Here is an 18037-nt window from a genome sequence, read left to right on the forward strand (position 1 = left end):
GTGTCACTTTCGCTTTGGCAGCAGTGTCTTGCCCGATTGCAGGATGAGTTACCTGCCACAGAATTTAGTATGTGGATACGCCCCCTACAGGCGGAACTGAGTGACAATACTCTGGCGCTTTACGCACCTAATCGTTTTGTACTGGACTGGGTCCGTGATAAGTACTTAAACAATATCAATGGCTTGCTTAATGATTTTTGTGGCACCGAGGTTCCTTTACTCCGTTTTGAAGTTGGGAGTAAACCTGCGGTAAGAGCACACAGTCATCCAGTTACAGCCAGTGTTAGCGCGCCTGTTGCTCCGGTTACCCGCAGCGCACCCGTGCGTCCGAGTTGGGACAGTTCGCCTGCTCAGCCTGAACTTTCTTATCGTTCGAATGTAAACCCTAAGCACACATTTGATAACTTTGTGGAAGGTAAATCTAACCAACTGGCCCGTGCTGCAGCGCGTCAGGTTGCTGATAATCCGGGTGGTGCATATAACCCTCTATTCCTTTATGGCGGAACAGGCTTGGGTAAAACTCACCTGTTACATGCTGTGGGGAATGGCATCATGGCCCGTAAGGCCAATGCCAAAGTGGTTTACATGCATTCGGAGCGTTTTGTGCAAGACATGGTTAAAGCCTTGCAAAACAACGCAATAGAAGAATTTAAGCGCTATTATCGTTCGGTTGATGCATTATTAATCGATGATATTCAGTTCTTTGCCAATAAAGAGCGTTCTCAGGAAGAGTTTTTCCACACCTTTAATGCCTTGCTGGAAGGCAATCAGCAGATCATTTTGACCTCAGATCGCTATCCAAAAGAGATCAATGGGGTAGAAGATCGTCTGAAATCGCGTTTTGGCTGGGGCCTGACGGTGGCAATTGAGCCTCCAGAGCTGGAAACCCGCGTCGCGATACTGATGAAAAAAGCGGATGAAAATGATATTCGCTTGCCGGGTGAGGTTGCGTTCTTTATTGCCAAGCGTCTGCGTTCCAACGTTCGTGAGCTGGAAGGGGCATTGAATCGTGTGATCGCCAATGCCAATTTTACAGGGCGGGCAATCACCATTGATTTTGTTCGTGAAGCTCTGCGTGACTTACTGGCATTGCAGGAAAAGCTGGTTACTATCGATAATATTCAAAAGACGGTTGCTGAATATTATAAAATTAAGGTCGCTGACCTGCTCTCCAAACGGCGTTCCCGTTCGGTAGCCCGTCCACGCCAAATGGCGATGGCACTGGCGAAAGAGTTAACCAACCACAGCCTGCCTGAAATCGGCGATGCGTTTGGTGGCCGCGACCATACTACGGTGTTGCATGCTTGCCGCAAGATTGAGCAATTGCGTGAAGAAAGTCACGACATCAAAGAAGATTTCTCTAACTTAATCAGAACATTATCCTCCTAGCGCTATGAAATTTATCATTGAACGTGAGCATCTGCTAAAACCGCTGCAACAGGTCAGTAGCCCGCTGGGTGGACGTCCTACGTTGCCAATTTTGGGCAACTTGTTGCTGCAAGTCACGGAAGGCTCTTTGCTGCTGACCGGTACCGATCTGGAAATGGAGATGGTTGCGCGCGTGGCGCTGTCTCAGCCCCATACTCAGGGCGCAACTACCGTGCCTGCACGGAAGTTTTTTGATATCTGGCGTGGTTTGCCGGAAGGTGCAGAAATTACCGTTGCGTTGGATGGTGATCGCCTACTGGTGCGTTCAGGCCGTAGCCGTTTCTCACTATCCACCCTACCTGCGGCAGATTTCCCGAATCTGGATGACTGGCAGAGTGAAGTTGAATTCACTTTACCGCAAGCAACATTGAAACGTCTGATTGAGTCTACCCAGTTCTCAATGGCCCATCAGGATGTGCGCTATTACTTGAACGGCATGCTGTTTGAGACTGAAGGCGAAGAGCTGCGTACTGTCGCAACTGATGGTCACCGTTTGGCGGTTTGTTCGATGCCAGTGGGCCAGACGTTACCTTCACATTCGGTGATCGTGCCGCGTAAAGGTGTGATGGAGTTGGTTCGGTTGCTGGATGGTGGTGATACGCCACTGCGTCTGCAAATTGGCAGTAACAATATCCGCGCACACGTCGGTGATTTCATTTTCACCTCTAAGCTGGTTGATGGTCGCTTCCCGGATTATCGCCGTGTATTGCCGAAGAACCCCGACAAAACACTGAAAGCAAGTTGCGATTTGCTGAAACAAGCCTTTGCTCGAGCAGCCATTTTGTCTAACGAGAAGTTTCGTGGTGTTCGGCTGTATGTTAGCCAAAACCAGCTTAAGATCACCGCTAATAACCCGGAACAGGAAGAAGCGGAAGAGATTCTCGATGTTAGCTACGATGGGGCGGAAATGGAGATCGGTTTCAACGTCAGCTACGTGCTTGATGTGCTCAATGCGCTCAAGTGTGAAGATGTTAGCCTGTTACTGACTGACTCGGTCTCTAGTGTGCAGATTGAGGATGGTAATAGTCAGGCAGCGGCCTATGTTGTCATGCCAATGCGTCTGTGATCTATAGCGGGCTATTTTACTTGCCAGCTTGGGATTGGGCAGTACTCGCTATCCTCACGTACTGAAGTACGCTCCGGTGGCTGTGCGCTGTCCGCACCCAATCTGTCTGCGACAATTACGCCCGAGGTCAGGGATACAAGAATAAGAAGCAGTTTCATGGCTTTGACGCGTTTACTGATAAAAGATTTCCGCAATATTGAATCGGCAGACTTAGCGCTGGCGTCGGGTTTTAATTTTTTAGTCGGCCCCAACGGCAGTGGTAAAACCAGTGTGCTGGAGGCGATTTATACCCTGGGTCATGGCCGCGCTTTTCGCAGTTTGCAGGCTGGCCGCGTGATACGTCACGAATGTGCTGAGTTTGTGTTACATGGCCGGGTCGATGCTAATGAGCGCGAATCGTCCGTGGGGTTGAGCAAAAGTCGGCAGGGTGATACCAAAGTGCGCATTGATGGCACTGATGGTCATAAAGTAGCTGAATTGGCGCAAATGCTGCCGATGCAACTGATTACTCCTGAAGGATTTACCTTATTGAATGGTGGGCCGAAGTTTCGGCGTGCTTTTTTAGACTGGGGTTGCTTTCATAACGAACCCGGTTTTTTTACGGCCTGGAGCAATCTGAAAAGATTACTTAAGCAGCGCAACGCCGCGCTGCGCCAGGTTAGTCACTATACGCAAATCCGGGCCTGGGATCAGGAAATTATCCCGCTGGCTGAGCGTATTAGTGAGTGGCGGGCGGCATACAGTGACGCAATTGCGGCAGATATTTCAGCCACATGCGCCCTGTTCCTGCCAGAGTTCGCCTTGAGTTTCTCTTTCCAGCGCGGCTGGGATAAAGAGAGTGACTATGGTGAGTTGCTGGAACGCCAGTTTGAGCGTGACAGAGCGCTAACCTATACCGCTGTCGGGCCACATAAAGCGGACTTCCGCATTCGGGCCGATGGTACGCCGGTAGAAGATTTGCTATCGCGTGGTCAGTTGAAGTTGCTGATGTGCGCACTGCGGTTAGCGCAGGGTGAGTTTCTCACCCGACAGAGCGGGCGGCGTTGCCTGTATCTGCTTGACGATTTTGCTTCCGAATTAGACACCGGCCGTCGTCGATTATTGGCCGAGCGTTTGAAAGCTACCCAGGCACAGGTTTTTGTCAGCGCAGTGAGTGCTGAACAAGTGACTGACATGGTAGGCGAAAAGGGCAAGATGTTCCGCGTGGAACATGGCAAAATAGAGGTTCAACCACAGGATTAAAAATGAGCGAGAAACGTTGATGTCGAATACTTATGACTCCTCAAGTATCAAGGTATTAAAAGGGCTGGATGCGGTTCGTAAGCGTCCGGGCATGTATATCGGTGATACTGATGACGGTACCGGTCTGCACCACATGGTATTCGAGGTTGTGGACAACGCTATCGACGAAGCCCTCGCTGGCCACTGTAAAGAAATTGTGGTGACCATCCATTCGGATAACTCCGTTTCCGTACAGGATGATGGTCGTGGTATCCCTACCGGTATGCATGACGAGGAAGGGGTATCGGCCGCTGAGGTCATCATGACCGTGTTGCATGCTGGCGGTAAATTTGACGATAACTCGTACAAAGTTTCTGGCGGTTTGCACGGCGTGGGTGTGTCAGTTGTTAACGCTCTGTCTGAAAAACTGGAGCTGGTGATCCGCCGTGAAGGTAAAGTTCACGAGCAGACTTACAGAATGGGTGTGCCGCAGGCACCACTGAAAGTGGTGGGTGAAACCGATCAAACCGGGACTACCGTGCGCTTCTGGCCAAGTTTCCAGACTTTCACCAATAACACCGAATTCCAATATGAAATCCTGGCTAAGCGTCTGCGCGAGCTGTCGTTCCTGAACTCCGGGGTTTCAATCAAACTGAAAGACAAACGTAACGACAAAGAAGACCACTTCCATTATGAAGGCGGTATCAAGGCGTTTGTTGAGTATCTGAACAAAAACAAAAACCCGATCCACCCCAAAGTGTTCTATTTCTCCACCATGAAAGATGATATCGGTGTAGAAGTGGCCTTGCAGTGGAACGACGGTTTCCAGGAAAATATTTACTGTTTCACCAACAACATTCCGCAGCGTGATGGGGGGACTCACTTAGTGGGCTTCCGTACGGCAATGACCCGTACCCTGAACAGCTACATGGATAAAGAAGGCTACAGTAAAAAAGCGAAAATCAGTGCGACGGGTGACGATGCTCGTGAAGGCCTGATTGCCGTGGTTTCCGTGAAAGTGCCAGACCCTAAATTCTCCTCACAGACTAAAGATAAATTGGTTTCTTCTGAGGTGAAAACTGCGGTTGAAACGCTGATGAACGAGAAGCTGGTTGAGTATTTGCTGGAAAACCCAACTGACGCCAAAATCGTGGTCGGTAAAATTATCGATGCGGCCCGTGCCCGTGAAGCGGCGCGTAAAGCCCGTGAAATGACACGCCGTAAAGGGGCGCTGGACTTAGGCGGCTTGCCAGGCAAGCTGGCTGACTGCCAAGAACGTGACCCTGCACTGTCTGAACTCTACTTAGTGGAAGGGGACTCCGCGGGCGGCTCTGCTAAGCAAGGTCGTAACCGTAAGAACCAGGCGATTTTGCCGCTGAAAGGTAAAATTCTGAACGTCGAGAAAGCGCGTTTTGACAAAATGCTTTCTTCACAAGAAGTCGCCACTCTGATTACTGCGCTGGGCTGCGGTATTGGTCGGGATGAATATAACCCGGACAAACTGCGCTATCACAGTATCATTATCATGACCGATGCCGACGTGGATGGTTCTCACATCCGCACCTTGCTGCTGACCTTCTTCTACCGCCAGATGCCGGAAATTATTGAGCGTGGCCATGTTTATATCGCTCAGCCGCCATTGTATAAAGTGAAGAAAGGCAAGCAAGAGCAATACATCAAAGATGATGATGCTATGGAACAGTACCAGATGACATTGGCATTGGATGGGGCAGCACTGCACATCAATGAACATGCGCCTGCACTGTCCGGTGAGCCATTAGAGCGACTGGTTGCTGAACATTACAGCGTACAGAAAACCATCGCGCGTATGGAACGCCGTTACCCGCGTGCTTTGCTGAATAACCTGATTTATCAGCCGACGCTGCAAGAAGAAGAGCTAAGCAATAAAGAAGTTGTGACGCAGTGGATTGAGTCGCTGGTGGCCTTGCTGAATGAAAAAGAGCAACACGGCAGCAGTTACAGCGCAGTAGTGCGTGAAAACCGTGAGCGTCAATTGTTCGAGCCAATATTACGTATCCGTACCCATGGTGTAGATACTGATTATGAGCTGGACTTTGATTTCATCCACGGTGGCGAATACCGCAAAATCTGCCTGCTTGGTGACAAACTGCGTGGCCTGATTGAAGAGGGTGCCTTTGTTGAACGTGGCGATCGCCGTGTGCCGGTTTCCAGCTTTGAAGGTGCGCTAGATTGGTTAGTGAAAGAGTCTCGTCGTGGCCTGGCAATCCAGCGCTATAAAGGTTTGGGTGAAATGAACCCAGAACAATTGTGGGAAACCACGATGGATCCAGAAGGTCGCCGTATGTTGCGTGTGATGGTTAAAGATGCCATTGCCGCTGACCAACTATTCACTACCCTGATGGGTGATGCGGTTGAACCTCGTCGTGCCTTTATCGAAGAGAATGCGCTGCGTGCAGCGAACATCGATATCTAATTGATCAGGCTGATTATTGTCTGACAAAAAGCCCAGAGCAGAAAACTGCATCTGGGCTTTTTTTTGCTTGAATGGGGTGCTATTCAAGATTTCGCTCTCTGTGATACTGATACGGCGCACAGACTCACTAGAATCTGATCGCTGAATCGCGTTAGCATGGAGTATTGGCTAAATAAATGTGAGGACCTATGGCTATTGAATTGATCGCTATTGATATGGATGGCACGTTGCTGAATCCACAGCATGAAGTTACTCCTCGGGTAAAACAGGCGGTTGCCGCTGCCCGTGAGAAAGGGGTTTGTGTGGTTTTGGCAACTGGTCGTCCTTATATCGGTGTCCAACGTTATTTGCGCGAACTCAATATGGAAGGCAATAGCGATTATTGCATTACTAACAATGGTGCATTGGTACAAAAAGCCGCGACCGGCGAGTGTATTTTGCAGGAAACGATCAGCTTTGAAGATTATCGCTATTTTGAAGCTTTATCGCGCAAAATGGGCGTGAGTTTTCAGGCTTTTGATTTTGATACTTTATATACCGCGAACAAAGACATCAGCAAATATACTCTGCACGAAGTGCTGTTAACGGGCATTCCGTTAAAATATCGGGCGATAGAAGAGATGGACCCAACATTGCGTTTCCCGAAAGTGATGATGATTGATGAGCCAGAAAAACTGGACCGTGCTTTAGAGATGATGCCAGCCGAGGCTTTTGAGCGTTTCACCATCATGAAGAGTGCGCCTTTTTACTTGGAGATCTTGAGTAAGCGGGTTGATAAGGGGACAGGCGTGAAAATGCTGGCGGAGCATTTAGGTATCGAACAGGCGAATATTATGGCGTTGGGTGATCAGGGCAATGATATCGCAATGGTTAATTACGCCGGTATGGGGGTGGCGATGGGCAATGCAATTCCTGAGCTGAAAGAGATAGCGCAGTTTGTTACAGGCACCAATACTGAAGATGGCGTAGCCATGGCAATTGAAAAATATGTTCTGTAGCTAAGAAGATAAAACCCCAGTGCATTTTGCGTTGGGGCTAATAATCTTAATGCGTATTTTTCAATGCAGCGACTTCACGACGTAATTTAATGATTTCTACGGCCAGTTCCTGACAAAGCATGGCATTCATTAAATGGTCCTGAGCATGAACCATAATCAAATTGACTGGGATTTTACCGCAGCCTTCATCAGCCCCAATAAGCTGAGTCTGTATATGATGGGCTTCTCGCGCTGCATTGGTTGCCGCCACGAGTAACTCATCTGCTTTGTCCCATTCCCCCTGGCGAGCATGACGTAATGCTTCCATTGAATTTGAACGTGATTCTCCAGCATGAATAATCAGTTCCATTACTGTTAGTTCCAGATCCATATTTGCCTCTAAGATATTTTTGATAAAGTATGAAATCAGGGGCCACCCGCAGACCCCTGATGTTTTAATATTTACTTGGCCAAGTGCGGTTTACCACCAAACTTCAGCTTGTACACCAAAGGATAATTGGTCTTTCTTCTCATCATTGAATGTCCAATGATCGATTTCGCTATCCAACACTTTTAAATAAGTGCTGTAAAAACGAATTTCTGGGCGAGAATTTAGCAAACTGGTGCCCACTTTAAAGGTATGGAACAAGGTGGTTTTATAACCGGACTCATGATAACGGTTATTTTGTGCTTTATTGACTTGATCAAAATAAGCCAGTTCAACACCCGTTTGGTTATATTCGCTCCAAATGTAGGATGGGCGCACTACCGCGCGAATACTGTGGAAATCAGTATCTGCCAGAGTGTTGTAGTCATACAGATTATTACCTTGGCTATACACCACAGTATTTGCCATGATCACATTAGGCAATAGATAGGCTTCACCCTGTGAGATAAGACGGAAGGCTGTGCCGCCATCATAATCACCGTAGTAATATTTCCCACGACCAAAGTCTGGATTGGCATCGGAGATATTCATAAAGCCTGATGCGATAGAGTTATTCGCAATCTGGAAAGCAAAATCATTAAATGCACCACGATCAAAGTTCTGGCGCAGTACCGCAGTTGCCAGCCATGCATCTTTTACGTCGAAGAAATCATTATCTCTTTCGTTACGCTTGTTATCACTGGTCTTATTAGCCAGATTATAACGACCACGGAAGGTCAGATTGGCTTTATCCCACAGCGGAATATCATGATAGTTAAAATCAACCGAGTTGGTATTCACATCATCGGTCAGATTACAATTTGCTGAGCCGTCAGTATTACGCGCGCAGTTTCTCAGATCCTGACGATTAAGCGAGACATCCAATTTCCCGGTGCCGAGAGGGATATTCTCCAGACCGACGCCGCTGGCGGTATTTTCTTTATGTGCTTTCCAATCGAGCATTTGCAACTCGTACTGCTGCAATGCATGGCGACCGACCCATAAGTTTGTATCCGGTAAACCCGGAACAAATCCGGTGGTCGTTAGATACATGTCAGAGAATTTTAATAAATCATCGCCGCCGTCATTAAACCAACTATCATTGTTACGCTGCCCAACATTACCATCCAACGTCACAACGGCTTTCGCTGTTTTGCCATTGTTGTTGTATACCCTTTGGCTGAGTGTTAAGTCGAACCATCCGCTGTGTTCGTTACCAAAGCGCCCTAAAGAGCCAATGGCCCAGGATTTTGGCCCACCGCGCGGGGTTGTTGCCCAACCAGAGCGGAAATAACCTGAGTAGTTGAAACCAAAGTCATCTTTAATATATTTGCTGATTTCATCTAATGTTAATGCCGAATTCTGGACAACAGGTTGTCCATTAGCTGACCCTGCTGTCGCGGGGACTTGTTGCTGAACCAGCACTCGGTCATTCTTGGTGACCGGTTTTGCAGAAACTTCAGCAGCATTATTGGCTTTATATTGCTGTAATTCAGACCGTGTTTTTTGTAATTCTTGTTCATTATCACTGAGCTTTTTTTCTAATAACGCGAGGCGTTGTTCAACAGATAATGGTGCAGCCACAGTAGAATAAGATAAACAGGCGGCAATAATACCAATGGCAATCTTATTTTTTGAATAATAGCAGGGCATGTCATTCTCCAGACACAGTGTTTTAAGGTTGTATTAACACAACCTTAAAAAGTAATTTAAATTAGGGTTCTATTAGTTATTGTTATTTTATTTTTTGTATTTAGTTGCCATCCTTCAATAATATGCAGCGTTAATTAATAAAATTATTGGGCTTGGTGTATTTGATGAAAATGATACACTGCGCCTAATAAACCTGAATGGTTCTTATATGTTGCAATATCAATAACAGTATCTTTGATATCAAACCAATTAAGCTGCGCATTCAGTTCATCTAAGAATGTTTCTCTTTCCGTAATTCCGCCACCAATAAAAATATGCGTTGGATCGAAAAGATGAACCAAGTTATAAATGCCAGCACAAATATCATTATAAAAAGTATCAACAAGACGTCGGCAGATAAGATCGCCATTGTCGTAGCCAGTAAAAATCTCTTCGCCTGTTACTGATTCAATTGGCCGATTGACCTTGGTGGCAAAGCGCCGGCGCAAGACCAACAAAGTAGAAACTTCATTCATCGTATAGCTGCCAGGGCGCTCTGCTCCAGGTTGTGAGCTGAACATATAGCCAAATTCACCAGCCCGGTAATGTCCACCACGAACCAGATTGCCATTAGCAAAGATGCCGCCGCCAATGCCGGTTCCAATGGTCAGACAGAGAAAATCGTCTAGTTGACGTGCTTTTCCCAGCCATTTTTCTGCCAGTAATACGCAATTTGCATCATTCTCGATACTTACAGGCAAGCCACAGCGCTGCTCCAACCAAATCTTAAGGTTGAAGTCATCGAATCTACGAATAGCTCCGCCCATGGATATCAATCCACTGAACGGATTGACGTGCCCAGGGGCGCTGATAGCAATACCTTCATAACCATGCTGAAGGTCGAGCCAGCGCTGAATTTCATGCAGAATTTGATCGCCATTGCTCTCCTGTATCGCGGCCTTACCCTGCGCTAAGATTTTGCCTTCCGATGAGACAATCCCCATTTTTAGCGAGGTTCCGCCAATATCGAATGCAGCTATTTTCATTGTGCTCTCTCCTGATATCTGTCGAGATTATGTATTCTCTACGTTTTTCATCTGGACTTTATTAGAAGCAATAACGAATGGCAGATAAATTAACGTCGAGACTATCAGACAGAATATACCGACACCGAGCGCTAGCCAATTCCCTCCTGTACCCAAGAAAGGAATCAGCGGTCCGGGGGTTGTCCACGGAAGGGCATAAGCCACCGGAGGAATGATATTCATTGATACAAAGAAATAACCAATTAATGAGTTAATCGCAGGGACTAAAATAAACGGAATAATTAATACTGGGTTAAGGACGATAGGTAAGCCGAAAATAATAGGCTCATTAATATTAAATAACCCAGGGACAATAGATAACTTAGCAATGTCACGATATTCTGGACGGCGCGAGGCAATGAAGATGGCAAAAATTAAGCCAAGCGTCATACCTGAGCCACCATAGTTGGCAAAGGTATCGTAAATACTTCCCCAAGTCGTTGGGTAAGGTGCGCCCCACGTTGTGCCGTGCGATGCGGCGTAAGACAGGTTTTCCAGATTGGCTTCCGAGAAGATAGCTTCGCGGATTGCGGCCACGGTATTAGGGCCGTGAATACCGAGAACCCACAAGAAGTTAGAGACTAAACCAATAATTACAACAGCAAAGATATTGGTGCCCATATGCTTGAGAGGCGCTTGAATCAAGGTGTATATCAGGTCGTTGATCCCAAGAGGCGATATCAGAGCAATCAGATAGCTCAATACTGAGAAGAAAATCATAACAAAGAAAACAGGAATTAAAACTTTAAACGATCGAGCAACGGCCGGTGGCACCTGTGCTGGCATCGTAATGGTTGCACGGGGTGACCTTGCTAATCGGCAGAAGATCTCTCCGGTAATTAGCGCCACAATAATAGCGACAAATAGTCCTTGTGCGCCCATAAACTTCATTGTGATATAAGCTTGGCCATTAATGACTTCGTAAGGCGTATATACAATAAAGAAAGCCCCAATCGCCGTTAGGCCACATAACAGATCGTCTTGTTTAAAACTAATAGCAATATTCCTTGCTACTAAAAAGACAATCAGTATTGCCATTATATTCACCGATCCTTGCATTACCGGTGAGAATACAGCTTGGGCACTGGCAATGTTAGGGAATATTTTCCCCAGGAAAAGCATTTTGGCAATAAAGCCATCAGGTGAAAGAATAGCGAAGTTAATCAATATAATAAATGAACTTGCCATGACTAATGGGAAAGATAAAATAAATGCATCACGAATAGCAGCAATATGCCGTTGTGAATTTAATTTTATCGCAACAGGAACGAGAATTTTCTCCATTCCTCTTTCGAAGGATGTCATAAAACTCATTATTATGCCTTATTAGTATAGAGTAGAGGCGCAGATAGTATTATCCGCGCACAATTATTAGACTGAATTTAGGAAAATAATTTATTGCTGAATGGCATTAAGCGCAGTTTCTAATACGGCTTTGCCATTCATCGAACCATAGTCTTTCATGTCGATAACTAACACTGGAACTCTGCCATTAACAACCTCTTCGACCTCAGCTTTTTGATAACGTACCTGTGGCCCAAGCATAACAATATCAATACTATCAACTTTATCTTTGGCATCGGAAATTGATAACGCCTCGATATCAACTTCTAAACCAATTGATTTGGCATGATCTTGCATTCTTTTAACGAGCATGCTGGTTGACATTCCAGCTGCGCAAACGAGTAATATCTTTTTCATAATTATTCTCTAAAATAATGATGAGCTGATGAAACAGCGATTAAGTAATTGGACGAATTAACCTTTCGATAAAATCTCACCGTTGCTGGCAATGACTTCTTTATACCAATAGAAACTTTTCTTCTTATAGCGCGTTAATGATTTTTCATTTTGCTCATCGCGATCAATATAAACAAAGCCATAGCGTTTTTGATAACCATTTAACCAACTCAGAAGATCAGTAAAGCTCCAGGTGCAATACCCAATGACATCAACGCCATCAGTAATAGCCTGTTGTATCGCTAGTGCATGGTCGTGCAAATAGGCAATGCGGTGATCGTCATTCACTTCACCGCTATCGGTCAAAGTATCATATTCACCCAAACCATTTTCGGTGATCATCACCGGGAGTTGGTAACGGCTGGCGATACGGCGCAAGCCAATACGTAAGCCTGTCGGGTCGATATCCCAGTCCCAGTTGGTTTTTTCAAGGAATTCATTACATACGTGCCTATAAACACCCGGTTCGCCAGAATATTTCGCACTGTCCTTTTTCCCGTTGGTATTCATTGCTTGTATACCAACACCATCTAGCGGATTAAAGGCATTTGTCATGCTGCGATAATAATTAACGCCCATAAAATCCGGTCTGCCTTGTTTTAGCAGTTCAGTATCTTCTGGATGAGTTTCCGGGGCCAGGCCTCGTTCTTCTAACCAGTTCCACACCAATGGAGGATATTCGCCGCGTACATAGACATCCATCCAGAAGTGGGCACCGAATTCTTCAGCATTTTCAGCCGCTAACACATTTTTTGGATCGGCATTAATGGCATAGTTAGGGCCATAAGCAAAACTTGGTCCGATTTTCCCCGGAATACCAAGTGCTCTAAACGCGCTGATAGCGGCGGCATTGGCTAAGTTAGCGTGGTGGTTAGCTTGGTACATCCGTTTTTCATCAGCCACACCTGGTGGGTGCAGTGCTGTTTTATAACCATGCCCAATAAAGACATTTTGCTCATTCAGGGTAACCCAATATTGCACGCGATCACCGTAATGCTTAAAGACGGTTTCAGCATAATGGGTGAAATCTGCCACAACTTTTCTAGATTCCCAGCCACCATATGCATCTTGTAGCGCTTGAGGAATATCCCAGTGATAAAGCGTGACGACGGGTTTGATATTGTGCTTAATGAGCTCATTGATTAAATTGTCATAGAATTGCAGACCGGCTTGGTTAATAGCCCCACTACCATTAGGGAAAATACGGCTCCAGGCAATGGAGAAACGATAAGCCGTTAGGCCCTGTTCCGCCATTAGAGCAACATCTTCTTTGTAACGATGGTAATGATCAACGGCAGTATCACCAGTGGTATTTTCAAATGTTTTACCCGGAATACGGACAAATTTATCCCAAACTGAAGCACCTTTACCGTCCAGATCCCATGCCCCTTCAACCTGATAAGCTGCAGATGCTGAGCCCCACAGGAAATTATTGGGAAAAGACTTTAATTTCTTATGCTCCATTATTTAATACCTTTTGGTTAGTCATTTGGGTACTACAGAATGAAGGTTAAATTACTTGGATGTTATTTCCAAAACCGTTAACTTGATCACTTTATTTTATCTATTACTGTGTTCACTTATTCGCTTAAAAAAGAACAACCTTGCTAGTCTCATTTTTAAGTAAATAATTAAGTCTCTGTTATAAAATGAAAAAAACCCACATCAACGATAAATAAAGAGGTGCATAAGTGGTTTATGCTGAAGTAGTTAAGTGCCTTAGGGACCGTGTTAATTCGCTGGATTATAAGGTTGGTGATATTTTCCCATCTGAGCAGAAATTAGCACTTACATTGAATATTTCGCGAAATACATTGCGTAAAGCGATGACTGTTCTGGTTGATGAAGGGCTACTTGAAAAGCGGCATGGCTCTGGCACTTATATAAGAAATAAAAATATTCAACCTAATATTAGTGCATTAAAAAGTTTTTCAGAAAATGCGCAACAAGCGGGTAAAAATTGTACCAGTAAAGTGCTTAAATTTATGGTGATAAAGTCAAATGCAGATATTGCTTCTCAATTGAGAATAAAGCCTGGTGATCAAGTCTATTATATTCGTAGGCTACGTTTTATTGATGATAAACCGGTACAATTAGAAGACACTTGGATGTCTGTCGCACTGTTCCCTGATTTATCTTTACGGGATATGGTTAATTCCAAGTTTGCTTATATAGAGCTAAATTGTGGGATGACGATTGCCGGATGCTACGAAACTTTTATGCCGGTTATTCCAGATAAAGAAATTGCCAATTTACTCAAAATCAGTCTTCGGGAACCTGCTTTACAGTTAACAACTCAAGCCATTGATATTAATGGTGTTCATCTTGATTATTCATTATTAACATCTAATGTCCATGAGTTTAGAGTGAAGTATTTCTGGCCACGTCAACGGCCTGATCATCCTCAGCACTAATTTTGTCGCGATGGATTATTATATTGAAATATGATGGATATAAAACGAGGCCGATAATAGAATTTATCGGCCTAAAATAAAGCAATTAGCTAGAATAATAGTCGCGAGCTATTTCAGAATGCCTTTCACTATTTGTACATCTTGAATGCCTAAGCCAGTTAAATCCGCTAAGGTTATCTGCTGCTCATTTTCTCTGAAAGGCACCTGTTGAGTTAATGCTTCCCCGATTTCGGTCAAGGTATGCTGCGCCAAAAGCCCTTGTTGGAATGACTGTGAAACTTCACCAAATTCAGTGCATTGCGCCCATGAGTCCACTAAAATCTTATCGGCTTTTGCCACTAATTCAGCAGTCAGCTCGTGCTTACCCACTCCATCGGCACCGACGGCAGTAATGTGAGTGCCGGGTTGAATATCCACAGCATTCAAAATAGCTTCCCGGCTGGGGGTGGTGGTAACAATAAACTGGCTGTGACGGGCGAGCTCCGTGGCATCTAACGTGGTTTTGACCTCAAAACCTTCGGTCTGAGCATATTGTCGGTATTCTTCTAATGCTGTTTCGCAGCGCCCCCAGACCCATAACTGGCGACATGAAATGACACTTTTCAAGTACATCAGTTGCAATCGTGCCTGCATGCCGGTGCCGACCATACCGATGGCGCTAATCTGCTGTGGCGCACAAAGTTCAGCCACAATGCGCCCGGCCAGGGCTGTACGCAGCGCCGTTAGCCAGCCTTCATCCAAGAGTAGGGCTTGTGGCTCGCCAGTTTGTGCAGAAAACGCCATCATCAGCCCTTGATTACTGGCAAGACCCTGAGCGGGGTTATGATAAAACCCCCCTGAGACTTTCACCACGAATAGGCTGTCGCCCTGCAAATAACCACTTTTAATACAGCAATCGCCATTAGCTTGCTCAAACAGCAAATGCTGCACTGGGGGCATTTGTACCTGTTTTTGGCTAAAAGCAATAAACCCTTCTTTTAGCAGTAACGTGATGGCATCGGCATCGAACTTGTCGAGAATCTGTTGTTTATTGAGGATAATCATGCGCTGATTGCCCCCAAATATTTTTCCAACACGATATTCTTGCCACACAACACCACCGCCACTTTCTTGCCCTGCCACTGTGGTGCTAATTTCAGCGCTGCGGCTAAGGCCACACCTGCGGCACCCTCAATCATCCAGCGGTCAGTGCGGGCAATCAAGCGCATGGCATCTTTGATTTCCTGCTCACTCACCAACACTTTTTGGTCGATTAACTGCTGGCAAAGGGCGAAGGTTATGGCCTCTGGCTCAACTCCGCCAGCGGTGCCATCAGACAGTGTTTCTTGCTCAGCCACTTCCTGAATCTGCCCCTTCTCCAGGCAGGTATACATGCTGGTTGCATTGGCTGGCCAACAACCAATTACCTGTGTTTTATCAGAGAGTTTCTTCAGCACCGTCGCAATACCGGAAATTAGACCACCGCCACCTACTGCAACAAAAACAGCATCAAGATCAGGTTGTTGTTCAACCATCTCCATGCCACAGGTGCCTTGCCCGGCAATGACTTGCTTGTCGTTATAGGGGGAAATATAGATTTTACCCTGCTGCTGTGCGGCCTGAGCCGCAGCCAGTTCCGCGTTTAGTGCATCACCGGGCACCAGTTCAATGTCGCCACCCAAGGCACGGATAGCTTCCAACTTGATGGCGGCGGCCTGCTCGGGGGCATAAATAGTGGACTTCACCCCGGCCAACTTCCCAGCCAGCGCCATGGCTTGCCCATGGTTGCCGGTAGAGGCGGTGATTACGCCCAGTTGGCGCTGTTCGTCAGTGAGTAAACGCAGTTTATTGCTGGCACCACGAAATTTAAAAGAACCGGTGTGTTGTAGATGCTCACATTTGAGATAAATTTCACAGCCACTGTGCTGGGACAGCAGCGGGCTATATTCCAATGGCGTCACTCTCACTTGCGGACGTAATACCTGGTGGGCTTCTTTGATGGCATCGAATAGCGTATTCATGTCGGTTCCTTTAAATTTTTTCAGCTGTTTTTGATATTTTTCAGCTGGTTGTAAACGGTCGCCCGGCCAATGTTAAGAATTTTTGCAACGTAGCCTGCGGCATTTTTGCCGTTAAATGCTCCCTGCTGGTAAAGCGCCTCAATGAGCTTACGGCGGCTGGCACTGTCTAGCGTGACCAATGTGAGTTGCTGCTGTTGTAGCCAGTGATGGGTGTAGGTATTGATCCGCTCCTGCCAATCATCTTGGAACAGAACATCCGGTTGTGGCTGCAATTGATGGCCTGATAGGAATAAATCCAGCGCCGCTTTAGCGCTTTCAAAAACGCTAATATCCAGATTGATACACAGTAGGCCGATAGGCTGTTTATCGTCCCCCCGCAATACGCTGCTGATAGAGCGCAACTGCCGACCATCCCAGTTACGTTTTTGGTATGGCCCAATGACCTGCGAGTGTTGATCAAATTGCAGGTCACTGAGATTGGAGTCTTCCCCTAATTCCCGCTGTGAATAGTTATTAGCGATATAAACCAGCTTCTGACTGGCTAAGTCGTGAATGGCAACTTCCGCATAGGGAGAGAAAAGGGTGGCAATCGCATCAGCAATTGGCTGGTATCGGCTAAGCATAGGCGGTTTTTGTTTGGAATAAAAAATCTATATTAGACTATTTATTCTAAAAAAATAGCGATAATGCAGTATTTTTCCTTCGCTTTGTGACGCATTGCTTATTTTGCGATCTAGATTGTAGTACAGATTAATTAAATGGCTCTACAATCTGTTTGAGGTTGAGTGACGTGATTTGAAAATTGTGCGGCGCTGTGGGGACGGTTAACCAAGAGATGCGTAAAGTAAGCCAACCACTATTGGTTTATCTGAAACAGCCGGAGCGAACATGACAAAAGAACAACTCAGTAAAACAGACCGCATCATTTTGGTTATTGGTCAGCAGATTGTTGAAGGTAAATACCCACCAGGGTCACCGTTACCTGCTGAAGCTGAGATTTGTGAGGAATTTCAAACGTCTCGCAACATGATTCGTGAAGTTTTCCGGGCGTTGATGGCAAAACGCTTGATTGAAGTGAAGCGCTTTCGTGGTGCTTTTGTGCGGCCCCGCAACCAGTGGAATTATCTGGATACCGATGTATTGCAATGGGTACTAGCCAGTGATTATGACCCGCGTTTAATTGGCGCTATGAGTGAAGTGCGTAATCTGGTGGAGCCGACTATTGCGCGTTGGGCCGCAGAGCGAGCGACCTCGAAGGAGCTCGCGGTTATTGAAACTGCGCTCAATGAAATGATTGCCAATCATCAGGACAGAGATGCATTTAATGAAGCAGATATCCGTTATCACGAGGCGGTGTTGGCTTCGGTACATAACCCAGTTTTACAACAACTTAGCGTAGCAATTAGTTCACTGCAACGGGCTGTATTTGAACGAACTTATATGCCCGATGAGGAAAATATGCCGCGCACCTTGAAAGAGCATCAAGATCTTTATGATGCCATCCGTCATCAGGATGCTGATGCAGCAGAAAGGGCGGCGCTGACAATGATTGCCAGCTCTGCTAAACGGTTAAAGGACATTACATGAGTGAG

16 protein-coding genes are annotated in these 18037 nt (G+C 46.0%); 7 read left to right on the forward strand and 9 right to left on the reverse strand.

Going from position 1 to position 18037, the window contains the following annotated elements:
• From dnaA to yidA, 5 genes are all read left to right on the forward strand, one after another.
• Complete coding sequence (dnaA, locus tag N0H69_RS00005; protein WP_050099354.1) at positions 1–1389, forward strand: chromosomal replication initiator protein DnaA; 1389 nt, start codon at positions 1–3, stop codon at positions 1387–1389.
• A gap of 4 nt (positions 1390–1393) precedes the next feature.
• The gene (dnaN, locus tag N0H69_RS00010) at positions 1394–2494 is read left to right on the forward strand and encodes a DNA polymerase III subunit beta (protein WP_004707290.1); all 1101 of its coding nucleotides are present in this window, start codon (positions 1394–1396) and stop codon (positions 2492–2494) included.
• 156 nt (positions 2495–2650) lie between these two features.
• Complete coding sequence (gene recF, locus N0H69_RS00015) at positions 2651–3736, forward strand: DNA replication/repair protein RecF (RefSeq protein ID WP_050151845.1); 1086 nt, start codon at positions 2651–2653, stop codon at positions 3734–3736.
• A gap of 19 nt (positions 3737–3755) precedes the next feature.
• The gene (gene gyrB / locus N0H69_RS00020; RefSeq protein WP_050109278.1) at positions 3756–6170 is read left to right on the forward strand and encodes a DNA topoisomerase (ATP-hydrolyzing) subunit B; all 2415 of its coding nucleotides are present in this window, start codon (positions 3756–3758) and stop codon (positions 6168–6170) included.
• Positions 6171–6358: 188 nt separating this feature from the next.
• Positions 6359–7168 carry a sugar-phosphatase gene (gene yidA / locus N0H69_RS00025; RefSeq protein WP_050123847.1) on the forward strand — a complete coding sequence of 270 codons (810 nt, stop codon included), beginning with the start codon at positions 6359–6361 and terminating at the stop codon, positions 7166–7168.
• 46 nt (positions 7169–7214) lie between these two features.
• Here yidA and N0H69_RS00030 read toward each other — a convergent pair whose 3' ends face one another.
• The 6 genes from N0H69_RS00030 to N0H69_RS00055 form a co-directional block, all read right to left on the reverse strand.
• On the reverse strand, positions 7215–7538 hold the full coding sequence (locus N0H69_RS00030) for a PTS lactose/cellobiose transporter subunit IIA (RefSeq protein ID WP_050109276.1): 324 nt from the start codon (positions 7536–7538) through the stop codon (positions 7215–7217).
• Positions 7539–7628: 90 nt separating this feature from the next.
• Positions 7629–9227, reverse strand: coding sequence for a carbohydrate porin (locus N0H69_RS00035; RefSeq protein WP_050123846.1), 1599 nt, complete (start codon positions 9225–9227; stop codon positions 7629–7631).
• Positions 9228–9370: 143 nt separating this feature from the next.
• Entirely contained in the window at positions 9371–10252 is an 882-nt protein-coding gene (locus N0H69_RS00040; RefSeq protein ID WP_050151847.1) for an ROK family protein, read from the reverse strand.
• A 27-nt stretch (positions 10253–10279) separates the two neighbouring features.
• Complete coding sequence (locus N0H69_RS00045; RefSeq protein ID WP_050151849.1) at positions 10280–11605, reverse strand: PTS sugar transporter subunit IIC; 1326 nt, start codon at positions 11603–11605, stop codon at positions 10280–10282.
• Positions 11606–11686: 81 nt separating this feature from the next.
• Positions 11687–11992 (reverse strand): PTS sugar transporter subunit IIB, encoded by a 306-nt coding sequence (locus N0H69_RS00050; protein WP_050123845.1) that lies wholly within the window; start codon positions 11990–11992, stop codon positions 11687–11689.
• Between the two features lie 57 nt (positions 11993–12049).
• Positions 12050–13495 (reverse strand): glycoside hydrolase family 1 protein, encoded by a 1446-nt coding sequence (locus N0H69_RS00055; protein ID WP_050135175.1) that lies wholly within the window; start codon positions 13493–13495, stop codon positions 12050–12052.
• 227 nt (positions 13496–13722) lie between these two features.
• Here N0H69_RS00055 and N0H69_RS00060 point away from each other — a divergent pair, with 227 nt between their 5' ends.
• A complete protein-coding gene (locus N0H69_RS00060) occupies positions 13723–14445 on the forward strand; it encodes a GntR family transcriptional regulator (protein WP_050109270.1) in 723 nt (240 codons plus the stop codon).
• 108 nt (positions 14446–14553) lie between these two features.
• Here N0H69_RS00060 and N0H69_RS00065 read toward each other — a convergent pair whose 3' ends face one another.
• Genes N0H69_RS00065 through N0H69_RS00075 form a run of 3 tightly spaced genes read right to left on the reverse strand, consistent with a single transcriptional unit; the run spans position 14554 to position 17068 of the window.
• Positions 14554–15489, reverse strand: a complete 936-nt coding sequence (locus tag N0H69_RS00065) for an ornithine cyclodeaminase family protein (protein WP_050123843.1) — start codon at positions 15487–15489, stop codon at positions 14554–14556.
• A complete protein-coding gene (locus N0H69_RS00070) occupies positions 15486–16445 on the reverse strand; it encodes a threonine/serine dehydratase (RefSeq protein WP_050151851.1) in 960 nt (319 codons plus the stop codon). The genes N0H69_RS00065 and N0H69_RS00070 overlap by 4 nt, the downstream gene beginning before the upstream one ends.
• 20 nt (positions 16446–16465) lie before the next feature.
• On the reverse strand, positions 16466–17068 hold the full coding sequence (locus tag N0H69_RS00075) for a helix-turn-helix transcriptional regulator (RefSeq protein WP_050151853.1): 603 nt from the start codon (positions 17066–17068) through the stop codon (positions 16466–16468).
• A 265-nt stretch (positions 17069–17333) separates the two neighbouring features.
• On the opposite strand from N0H69_RS00075, the gene dgoR reads away from it, so the two are divergent.
• Positions 17334–18032, forward strand: a complete 699-nt coding sequence (dgoR, locus tag N0H69_RS00080; protein ID WP_050109266.1) for a D-galactonate utilization transcriptional regulator DgoR — start codon at positions 17334–17336, stop codon at positions 18030–18032.
• The last annotated feature ends 5 nt before the right edge of the window (positions 18033–18037 follow it).

The sequence above is a fragment of the Yersinia alsatica genome, from assembly GCF_025133195.1.
GTDB classification, from domain to species: domain Bacteria; phylum Pseudomonadota; class Gammaproteobacteria; order Enterobacterales; family Enterobacteriaceae; genus Yersinia; species Yersinia alsatica.

Coding starts and splice junctions, on each gene's coding strand:
- yidA (WP_050123847.1), top strand. CDS start 6,359: ATGGCTATTGAATTGATCGCTATTGATATGGATGGCACGTTGCTGAAT.
- N0H69_RS00035 (WP_050123846.1), bottom strand. CDS start 9,227: ATGCCCTGCTATTATTCAAAAAATAAGATTGCCATTGGTATTATTGCC.
- N0H69_RS00065 (WP_050123843.1), bottom strand. CDS start 15,489: ATGATTATCCTCAATAAACAACAGATTCTCGACAAGTTCGATGCCGAT.
- N0H69_RS00070 (WP_050151851.1), bottom strand. CDS start 16,445: ATGAATACGCTATTCGATGCCATCAAAGAAGCCCACCAGGTATTACGT.
- N0H69_RS00040 (WP_050151847.1), bottom strand. CDS start 10,252: ATGAAAATAGCTGCATTCGATATTGGCGGAACCTCGCTAAAAATGGGG.
- N0H69_RS00050 (WP_050123845.1), bottom strand. CDS start 11,992: ATGAAAAAGATATTACTCGTTTGCGCAGCTGGAATGTCAACCAGCATG.
- dgoR (WP_050109266.1), top strand. CDS start 17,334: ATGACAAAAGAACAACTCAGTAAAACAGACCGCATCATTTTGGTTATT.
- gyrB (WP_050109278.1), top strand. CDS start 3,756: ATGTCGAATACTTATGACTCCTCAAGTATCAAGGTATTAAAAGGGCTG.
- N0H69_RS00045 (WP_050151849.1), bottom strand. CDS start 11,605: ATGAGTTTTATGACATCCTTCGAAAGAGGAATGGAGAAAATTCTCGTT.
- recF (WP_050151845.1), top strand. CDS start 2,651: ATGGCTTTGACGCGTTTACTGATAAAAGATTTCCGCAATATTGAATCG.
- N0H69_RS00075 (WP_050151853.1), bottom strand. CDS start 17,068: ATGCTTAGCCGATACCAGCCAATTGCTGATGCGATTGCCACCCTTTTC.
- N0H69_RS00030 (WP_050109276.1), bottom strand. CDS start 7,538: ATGGATCTGGAACTAACAGTAATGGAACTGATTATTCATGCTGGAGAA.
- dnaN (WP_004707290.1), top strand. CDS start 1,394: ATGAAATTTATCATTGAACGTGAGCATCTGCTAAAACCGCTGCAACAG.
- N0H69_RS00055 (WP_050135175.1), bottom strand. CDS start 13,495: ATGGAGCATAAGAAATTAAAGTCTTTTCCCAATAATTTCCTGTGGGGC.